Origin of the sequence: Streptomyces sp. WAC06614 (genome assembly GCF_003949795.1) — a bacterium.
GTDB lineage: Bacteria > Actinomycetota > Actinomycetes > Streptomycetales > Streptomycetaceae > Streptomyces.
In genome coordinates, this window is the sequence record NZ_RPRY01000284.1 from 1 (window position 1) to 8721 (window position 8721).

Annotated in this window: 9 protein-coding genes; all 9 read left to right on the forward strand. The window is 70.6% G+C overall.

The window, feature by feature from the left end:
* Nucleotides 1-271: 271 nt before the first annotated feature.
* The 9 genes from EF918_RS27880 to EF918_RS27920 all read left to right on the forward strand — a co-directional run bounded on the left by EF918_RS27880 (nucleotide 272) and on the right by EF918_RS27920 (nucleotide 8647).
* A complete protein-coding gene (locus EF918_RS27880) occupies nucleotides 272-1135 on the forward strand; it encodes an MBL fold metallo-hydrolase (protein WP_125651692.1) in 864 nt (287 codons plus the stop codon).
* 155 nt (nucleotides 1136-1290) lie between these two features.
* Nucleotides 1291-1932: an AAA family ATPase gene (locus EF918_RS27885; RefSeq protein ID WP_125651693.1), complete on the forward strand. Its 642-nt coding sequence runs from the start codon at nucleotides 1291-1293 to the stop codon at nucleotides 1930-1932.
* Nucleotides 1933-1999: 67 nt separating this feature from the next.
* Nucleotides 2000-2794, forward strand: coding sequence for an AAA family ATPase (locus EF918_RS27890; RefSeq protein ID WP_125651694.1), 795 nt, complete (start codon nucleotides 2000-2002; stop codon nucleotides 2792-2794).
* A 40-nt stretch (nucleotides 2795-2834) separates the two neighbouring features.
* The gene (locus tag EF918_RS27895; RefSeq protein ID WP_260610741.1) at nucleotides 2835-4316 is read left to right on the forward strand and encodes an MFS transporter; all 1482 of its coding nucleotides are present in this window, start codon (nucleotides 2835-2837) and stop codon (nucleotides 4314-4316) included.
* A 161-nt stretch (nucleotides 4317-4477) separates the two neighbouring features.
* Nucleotides 4478-5239, forward strand: a complete 762-nt coding sequence (locus tag EF918_RS27900) for an HAD family phosphatase (protein WP_125651695.1) — start codon at nucleotides 4478-4480, stop codon at nucleotides 5237-5239.
* A complete protein-coding gene (locus tag EF918_RS27905; RefSeq protein WP_125651696.1) occupies nucleotides 5236-6585 on the forward strand; it encodes a class I adenylate-forming enzyme family protein in 1350 nt (449 codons plus the stop codon). The genes EF918_RS27900 and EF918_RS27905 overlap by 4 nt, the downstream gene beginning before the upstream one ends.
* Nucleotides 6582-7310, forward strand: coding sequence for an SDR family NAD(P)-dependent oxidoreductase (locus EF918_RS27910; protein WP_125651697.1), 729 nt, complete (start codon nucleotides 6582-6584; stop codon nucleotides 7308-7310). Before EF918_RS27905 ends, EF918_RS27910 begins: the two co-directional genes overlap by 4 nt.
* Nucleotides 7304-7603: an acyl carrier protein gene (locus tag EF918_RS27915; RefSeq protein WP_125651698.1), complete on the forward strand. Its 300-nt coding sequence runs from the start codon at nucleotides 7304-7306 to the stop codon at nucleotides 7601-7603. The genes EF918_RS27910 and EF918_RS27915 overlap by 7 nt, the downstream gene beginning before the upstream one ends.
* A gap of 3 nt (nucleotides 7604-7606) precedes the next feature.
* The gene (locus EF918_RS27920) at nucleotides 7607-8647 is read left to right on the forward strand and encodes an AvrD family protein (RefSeq protein ID WP_125651699.1); all 1041 of its coding nucleotides are present in this window, start codon (nucleotides 7607-7609) and stop codon (nucleotides 8645-8647) included.
* Nucleotides 8648-8721: the final 74 nt, after the last annotated feature.

Genomic DNA, 8721 nt, shown 5'->3' on the forward strand with positions numbered 1-8721 from the left:
GCAGTTCGCCGGCCTGGAGGCCGCCCGCGTCTGCCGACCCGGCCCGCACGCCCCGACCGCCGCGCCACCCCACCCCCTCCGTCCCCCCGGCGGAACCCGAACGCCGCAGCAACGGCGCCGGAGCACCACAGCGCCGAAGCACCACAGCGCACAGCACCACAGCCGCACAGCACCGCAGCGCCCACAGCACCGCAGCGCCCACAGCACCGCAGCACCGCAGCACCGCAGCACAAGAGAACAAGAAGAGAAGAAGAGAAGAAGGAAGGTCCCCATGGCGACGGCCACCCCGTGGAACACCCCGGCCCGCACGCCGCGTTCGCTGGTCCTCGGCGAGCACAAGGTCACCTGGCTGCCCGACGGCCACGTGCAGTTGGACCCGCGACGCTGGCTGCCCGGCACCACGGACGCCGACTGGGCCGGTGAGAACGCCGCCCTGCTCGACCCCGAGGGCTACCTGGCCGCCTCCATCGGCGCCCTGCTCATCGAGTACCGCGGCCGCGCGATGCTCGTCGACGCCGGCTTCGGCCCGCACGACATCCCCGCCGCGCACACCCACCCCACCCTCGGCGTGCTCGTCGGCGGCGGGCTGCCCGAGGCGCTGCGGAGCACCGGCGTGGACCCGGCCGCCGTCGAGCTGATCGCGTTCAGCCACCTGCACGACGACCACTTCGGCTGGGCCTTCCGCCCGGGCCAGGGCGCCCGTACGCCGTTCTCCTCCGCCGTGTTCGCCGCCTCCGCCGCCGAATGGGCCGGCTGGCCGCAGCAGCCCGACGGTGACGGCCGGCTGCGCGCGGTCGCCGACGGCGAGGAGATCTTCCCCGGCGTCACCGCCCGCTCCACGCCCGGCCACACCGCGGGCCACACCTCGTACGTCCTGGACGCGGCGGACGGGCAGCGGCTGATCGCCTTCGGCGACGTCTTCCACAGCCCGGCCCAGTTCGCCCGCCCCGACTGGCCGGTGGCCATGGACGCGCTGCCCGAGCAGGGCGTCGCCTCGCGCCGGGCGCTGCTCGACGAACTGGCCGGGCCCGGCACGCTCGCCTTCGCCAACCACTTCGCCGACGTCGTCTTCGGCCGGCTCGACACGGCCTCGGGAACGGCCCGCTGGGAACCACTGGTAGAAATTCACAAGTAGCTTGCGAATTCGCTCCACCCGGCCCCAGAATTTGTGGGGCCGGGAATTCCGCATGTGACCGCCCATTTCCCGGCTGTTGGTGGCGGCAATAGGTGCTGCGATAGCACCATCAACGCGGGCTGTGACACTCGCCGGTCCGCTGAAATGATTTGGGCATGACCCAGAGAATCGCCATTGTCGGCGCCTACGGATCAGGAAAGACCCTGCTCGCCAAGGCTCTTTCCGAGGTAACCGGACTGCCCTACACGCAGGGCACCGCCATGCGTGAGCCCATCGGCGGCGAGGGCAAGCACATCTGGAACTGGACCGAGGGCGAGCTCCTCCAGCTCACGGTCAAGCGCTTCGCCGAGCGCACCCTGAACGAGGCCGCCCACCCGGCCGGCTTCATCAGCGACGGCTCGATCGTCCACGAGTGGGTCTTCGCCAAGCTCCGCCTGGTCACCGGCCCGACCCCGGGCACCCTGGCCGCGGTCGACACCCGCTTCCGCAGCGAGGTCACCGCCGCCTACGAGAACGTCGCCGACCACATCGGCAAGCTGGCGGTGCGGCACGCGAAGACCGCGTACGACGTGCTCCTCCACCTCCCCATCGAGTTCCCGATGACGGAGGAGAACCCGCCGATCAACGAGAACTTCCGCACCCTCTCGGACGAGGTCCTCCTGCCGGCCCTCGCCGAGACCGGTGTTCCGGTCCACACGATCACCGGCACTCCGGCGATGCGCCTGGAAAAGATCCTGAAGATCACGGGCCTGCCCACCGTCGTGGACATCGACAAGGCGCTCGACGCCGTCCAGTAACGGGCGAACAGCACGTGCAGCTCCGTTCCGTTTCCTCCCCGCGCCACCAGAGAAAGGTCACCCGAAAATGCAGCTCGCGGTTCCCCAGTGGCCCGACAAGCCCGACCTCAAGCTGGCGATATCCGGCACCTACTCGTCCGGTAAGTCGACCACCACGGAAGCCCTCTCCATCGCGACCGGTATCCCGCGCACGCACGCGAAGACCTCCCGCGAGCTCCTCGTCGACCTCGTCCCCGGCAAGACGGTGATGGAGCTCAACGCGATGGAGCTGGTCAAGCTCGGCCTGCGCCGCTACGAGGAGCGCCTGGTCAACGAGTCCGGGACCGGCGCCTTCATATCCGACGGCGGCGTGTTCCACGAGTGGGTCTACTTCGAGGCCCGCATGCGCGTCGGCATCAACCCCGGCATGCCGTGGTGGTTCCAGGGCGTCAAGAAGGCCATGGGCGTGACGTCCAAGCGCTTCTACCAGAAGTACACCGACACCCTCGGTGAGATCCAGAAGGACCGCGCCAAGCGTTCGTACGACGCCTACGTGCACCTTCCGGTGGAGTTCGACATGGACGCCGACGGTCACCGCCCGGTGTCCGAGCCGTTCCGCCGGCTCTCCGACGACCTGCTCGTCGAGGCGCTGGAAGAGATCAAGATCCCGTACCGCGTCGTCGGCGGACCGATCCCCGAGCGGATCGAGAAGATCGTCGAGATCTTCAACCTGCCGATCGTCGTCCCGATCCCCGAGGCGATCGAGGAGGCCGAGCGTCGCGTCGCCGCCGACATCGAGGACCTCCAGTCGAACCTCGCCTACATGGAGTCCCAGCGGAAGAAGTCCTTCGCGCGCAGGCTCGCCTACGCCTTCCGCTACTGACCTCCCCCCACCTGACCGTCCCCGACCGGAAGGAACTGGCGTGCCCACCAGCGTGCAGGCCAAGCCGCGTCGTCTGGGAGCGATCCTCGGCCTGCTGGCCTTCGCCCAGATGATCATCGCGATCGACTACAACATCATGTTCGTGGCCCTGCCGGACATCGGCAACGACCTCGGATTCTCCGCCCAGAACCTGCAGTGGGTGATCTCCGCCTACTCGGTCGCCTTCGGCGGCTTCCTGCTGCTGGGCGGCCGCGCCACGGACCTCTTCGGCCGGAAGAACATGTTCCTCTTCGGCCTCTTCCTCTACGCCGCCTCCTCCGTGGCCGGTGGCCTGGCCACCGAGTCCTGGCTGCTGGTGGCGGCCCGCGTGGTCCAGGGCCTGGGCGGTGCGTTCCTGGCGCCGGCCACCCTGTCCCTGGTGGTCACCCTGTTCGCCGAGGGCAAGGAGCGCAACCGCGCCCTGTCCGTCTGGGGCGGTGCCGGTGGCTTCGGCATGGTCCTCGGCGCCATCCTCGGTGGTCTGCTGACCGACTGGTTCGGCTGGCAGGCCGTCATGTGGGTCAACGTCATCGCCGCCGCCGCGGCCCTGATCTACGGTGTCGGCCTGCTGCCGAAGACGGCCAAGGCCTCCACCAAGGGCTTCGACCTCCCCGGTGCGATCACGGGTACCGTCGCCTCCACCCTGCTGGTGTTCACCCTGGTCAACGGTCCCGAGGTGGGCTGGGCCTCCGGCACCACCATCGGCTGCCTGATCGGCGCCGTGGCGCTCTTCGCGGTCTTCCTCACCATCGAGTCCAAGACCCGCGCCCCGATGATGCCGCTGCGCCTGTTCAGCAACCGCAACGTCACCGTCGGCACCACGATCACCTTCCTGTTCATGGCGACGTTCGGCGCCTACGCCTACTTCCTCACCCAGTACTGGCAGGTCGTCCAGGGCTACAGCGCCTGGGCCACCGGCTTCGCCTTCCTGCTCCCCTCCGGCTGCGTCCTGATCGGAACCGTCGCCGCCGGGAAGCTGATGAACAGCTACGGCGCCCGCAAGACCCTGCTGATCGCCCTCGCGGTCGGCCTGATCGGCACCGTCGCCCTCGCCCTGACCATGACCCAGGAGAGCTCGTACCTGGTCATCGCGGTCCCGCTGATCGTCCTCTCGCTCGGCCAGGGCGTCATCTTCACCGCGATGTTCGCCGCCGCCACCACCGGCGTCGCCGACGAGGAGCAGGGCATCGGCTCCGGCATCGCCCAGACCGGCCAGCAGATCGGCGGCGCCGTCGGTCTCGCGGTCCTGATCGCCATCGCGGCCACCGCCGCCGGCGGCGAGACCACCGACCCCGCCCAGCTCACCGACGGCATCCTCGTCGCGACCTGGGCCACCGCCGCGGGCATCGCCCTGACCTTCCTCGTGACGCTCGGCCTGAAGAAGCCGGCCGCCACGCAGGTCGCCGGCGCGGAGACCGCCGCGGCCACCGACCCGGTGACGGCCCCGCCCGTCGAGGCCCCGGCCGTCACCGAACGCGTCTGACCCGCTCCCATCCTCCAGCGGTACAGACGCCCCGCGCCCGGCCCCTTCCCTCGACATCCCCCGCGGGGGAAGGGGCCGTGCACCGGACCCCCGGCCCCCGGGCCGCGGGTCCCCGGCTCCGCCAGGCCGGCCCGATCACGCCCGGAAAGGGAGAGACGCAGTTGAACGGCTACCGCACCGCATTCTTCGACGTGGACGGCACTCTCACCACCGCCCCGAGCATGTTCCGCTTCCTGCGCCACTACCTCTCCGCGGTGGGACACCCGCCCACCGAGTACATCAGCCGCCGCCGCGAGCTGAAGGCGATGAACGAGGTCGGCTGTCCCCGCGAAGCCACCAACCGCGCCTACTTCGCCAGCCTCGAAGGCGCCGACGCCGGCGAGGTCACCGCCCTCGCCGAGGACTGGTTCCGCGAGGAACTGCGCGCAGGCGGCTTCTTCCACGAACACGGCGTCGCAGCGCTGCGCCGCCACCAGCAGGACGGGACCCGGATCGTCTTCGTCTCCGGCTCCTTCCCGGCCGTCCTCGACCCCATCGCCGAACACCTGGGCGCCGACGAGGTCTGGTGCACCGAACCGGAGATCGCCTGGGGCCGCTACACCGGCAACCTGCACCGGCCGCCCATGCTGTCCGCCGCCAAGGCCGAGACCGTACGGGCCGTGGCCGCCGCCCACGGCACCACGCCCGAGCACTGCATCGCGTACGGGGACCACATCTCCGACCTGCCGATGCTCAGGACCGCCGGCGCCGCCGTGGTCGTCGGCGGGGACAAGGTCCTGCGCACCCACGCACGTATCCACGGGTGGTCCCTGCTGCCCGCCGCGCCGGTCCCGCCGGCGCTCGACCTGCCGCTGTGGCACACCGGCCGGCCCGGCTCGCTGGCGGCCGTAACGAACGAGGTGAAAGAGGTGGAAAGCGTATGACGTCCTGGTTCTTCGACCGGATGCGGAGCTTCGGCGAGGCCGACGCCATCGTCTTCAACGGCGTTGCCTACAGCTACGCCCAGCTCGTACGGCTGACCGGTGACTGGGGGCAGTTCCTCGACCGCCACGACATCCGCGCGGGGCAGGTCGTCGCCATCGAAGGCGTCAGCAGCGTCGAGGCCTGCGCGGGCCTGCTCGCGCTCATCGAGCGCGGCGCGGTCGTCGTCCCGATGACCCCGCTGCCGGCCGCCAAGCGCGCCGAGTTCCTGGAGGTCGCCGAGGTCGAGACGGTCATCTCGATCGACTCCGACCACTGGCGCCGCAGCGTGGAGATCACCGGCCGCGAGGCCGCCCACGAGCTCTACGGCCGCCTGCGCGCCGACGGCGTGCCCGGCCTGGTCCTGTTCAGCTCCGGCACCACCGGCCGCAGCAAGGCCAGCGTCCTGGACTTCTCCAAGGTGCTCGCCAAGTACGGTCCGCCGACCCGGCCGGCCCGTACCCTCGGCTTCCTCAGCCTGGACCACATCGGCGGCATCAACACCCTGCTGCACACCCTCAGCCAGGGCGGCGCCCTCGTCACCATCGACGAGCGCACCCCGGACACGGTCTGCGCCGCGATCGAGAGCAGCCGGATCCAGATCCTGCCGACCACGCCGACGTTCCTGAACATGCTGCTGATATCGAGGGCCTACGAGCGCTACGACATCAGCTCGCTGAAGCTGGTCACCTACGGCACCGAGCCGATGCCCGAGGGCACCCTGACCCGGCTGGCCAAGGCCCTGCCCGCCGTCCGGCTGAAGCAGACCTACGGCCTGTCCGAGCTGGGCATCATGCCCACCAAGTCCCGTGACGACGGCAGCCTGTGGGTGAAGCTGGGCGGCGAGGGCTTCTCGTACCGCATCGTCGACGGGATCCTGTGGATCCGCTCCGACATGGCGATGCTCGGCTACCTCAACGCCCCGGCACCCTTCGACGAGCAGGGCTTCTTCAACACCCAGGACGCGGTGGAGACGGACGGCGAGTACGTCCGGATCCTCGGCCGCAAGTCCGAGCTGATCAACGTCGCGGGGGAGAAGGTCTACCCCAGCGAGGTCGAGAACGTCCTGCTGGAGCTGGACTACGTCGCCGACGCCGTGGTCTCGGGCCGCCCGAGCCACGTCACCGGCCAGGTGGTCAAGGCCGTCGTCAAGCTCACCGGACCGTGCGAGGACCAGCGGGCCACCGCCCGGGCCGTGCGCGAGCACTGCGCCCGCCGGCTGGAGGCCTTCAAGGTGCCGGTCGTGGTCGAGGTCACCGAGGCGGACACGCACTCCGACCGCTTCAAGAAGATCCGGAGCGCGGTGTGACCCAGCAGCGGACGGCCGTGGTCAGCGGCGGCAGCCGGGGCCTGGGGCGGGTGCTCGTCGAGCGGCTGCTGGCCGAGGGCTGGCGGGTCGCGACGTTCAGCCGCAAGCCCAACGAGTTCACCGGGGCGACGGCGCAGGCGCACCCGGACGCCTTCCACTGGGAGTCGGTCGACCTCCAGGAGACGGCACAGATCAGGCAGTTCGTGAAGGCCGTGAAGGAACGCTTCGGCACGGTCGACCTGCTGGTCAACAACGCGGGCGTGCTCCATCAGGAACTGTTCCTGACGATCGCCCCGCAGAAGATCGACGACCTGCTCGCCGCCAACCTCACCGCCCCCGTGCACCTGACCCAGGCGTGCGCGCGGCTGATGATGCGCGGCGGCGGCTCGATCGTGAACATCTCGTCCATCAACGCCATCCGCGGCTACCGCGGGGTCGGGGTCTACGCCGCGGCCAAGGCCGGCCTGGAGGGCTTCGGCCGGGCCCTGGCCCGAGAGCTCGGGCCGGTCGGCATCCGGGTCAACACGGTCACGCCGGGCTTCTTCGACAGCGAGCTGACCTCGGACGTCACCGATCGCAACCGGGAGAAGATCCAGCACCGCACCCCCCTGGGGCGGCTCGGCACGGCGGAGGAGATCGCGGACGCGGTCCTCTTCCTGGCCTCCCCGCAAGCACGTTTCATCACCGGTCAGTCACTGGTCATCGACGGAGGAATCACATGCTGAACGACCGACACGTCCAGGAGATCATCGAGCGCGAGATCCAGGCCGTGGTGCTGAGCTCGGACGAGGAGGAGCTGTCGCTGGACGACGAGCTGCTCAAGTCCGGCGTCAACTCCCTGATGCTCGCCCAGCTGCTGATCCAGCTGGAGACCGAACTCGGCGTGGACCCGTTCGGCGACCAGCTCTCCATCACGGAGATCCGGACGCTGCGCGAGCTGGTCGGCGCGTACGAGAGCGCGCTGGAGAAGGCGGCCGGCAACGCCGCGGCCGGCGCCGGTGCGACGGCGGGTGCGTGAGACGTGTCCGTCGCGACGAAACTGTCCCTGAAGTCGATCGACGACTACCTGGGCCCGGGTGAAGGACGCTTCTTCTCCCGCGGGTACCAGCGGGCCGAGTACCTGGTCCGGGACCTCGTCTCCACCCCCGTCGCCGTCGAACGGCCGGGCATCCAGGCCACCGTGGACGTCAGCTACCCGGCGGACTGGTCCCGCAAGAAGGACGGCACGGACCTGCGGCCGCACCTGAGCACCGTGGACGCCCTGGTGCTGGGCGTGCAGCTCGCCGAACTGCACCTGGTGCACGCCTACGGGCTCCAGGGCGAGGCGCGGTCCAGCATGCGGCTGCGCAAGATCGTGCTGCGGGCCGGGGGTGCGCCGCAGGAGGACCTGCTGCGCATCCCGGCCTCCTCCCGCCTGGTGCGCACCGAGGAGGTCCCCGGGGTCCCGGGCCGCCACCTGTCCGTCCACGACGGTGCGGTCGGCGCCCTGCGGGTGCGCTGCGAGATCGAGCACGACACGGGCGTACGCGCCGACGCCGAGGCCCACTTCGGCAGCCTCGACGAGGGGCTGGGCGACGGCCGGTTCCGCTTCTACGGCGAGGGCTTCAAGAAGCGGCGCCACGTCATCCGTGACGTGGAGGTCGACATGGAGGAGCTCGTCGCCACGGCGGACGTGCACTTCCACGCCGGGCCGGCCGACGGCCCGGACGCGCGGGGCGTCGACGCGGCGACCGAGCCGACGGTGTCGATGGTCGACGCGTTCGTGGTGAACCTGCAGCTGGTCCAGGTGCTGATGTACGAGCTGGACCAGGTCAGCCGGGCCAGCTCCAACACCCTGTGGATGATGCAGACGGTGCTGACGTCGGCGGACACGGCCCTGCCGCTGCCCGTCCGGGCCGAGGAGCCCGGGCAGGCCCGGGCCAAGCTGCTGGCCAAGCGGCTGCTGCCACTGCGCGGGGGCATCTGGCGGAGCGTGGAGATCGAGGCGTCGCTGGCGGGCGTGGGCGTGCGGTGCTCGTTCGCCCACGAACTGCCGCCGGAGGCGGCGGCCACGGCGCAATAGCCGCGGGCTCCGGCAACGGGTCCGGGCCGCGCCCCGGCCCTGGCCCCGGCCCTGGCCCCGGCCCCGGCAGGGGG

Excerpts from the sequence above, each read along its gene's own strand:
- EF918_RS27880 (WP_125651692.1), top strand. The coding sequence starts at position 272 with ATGGCGACGGCCACCCCGTGGAACACCCCGGCCCGCACGCCGCGTTCG.
- EF918_RS27885 (WP_125651693.1), top strand. The coding sequence starts at position 1,291 with ATGACCCAGAGAATCGCCATTGTCGGCGCCTACGGATCAGGAAAGACC.
- EF918_RS27890 (WP_125651694.1), top strand. The coding sequence starts at position 2,000 with ATGCAGCTCGCGGTTCCCCAGTGGCCCGACAAGCCCGACCTCAAGCTG.
- EF918_RS27905 (WP_125651696.1), top strand. The coding sequence starts at position 5,236 with ATGACGTCCTGGTTCTTCGACCGGATGCGGAGCTTCGGCGAGGCCGAC.
- EF918_RS27915 (WP_125651698.1), top strand. The coding sequence starts at position 7,304 with ATGCTGAACGACCGACACGTCCAGGAGATCATCGAGCGCGAGATCCAG.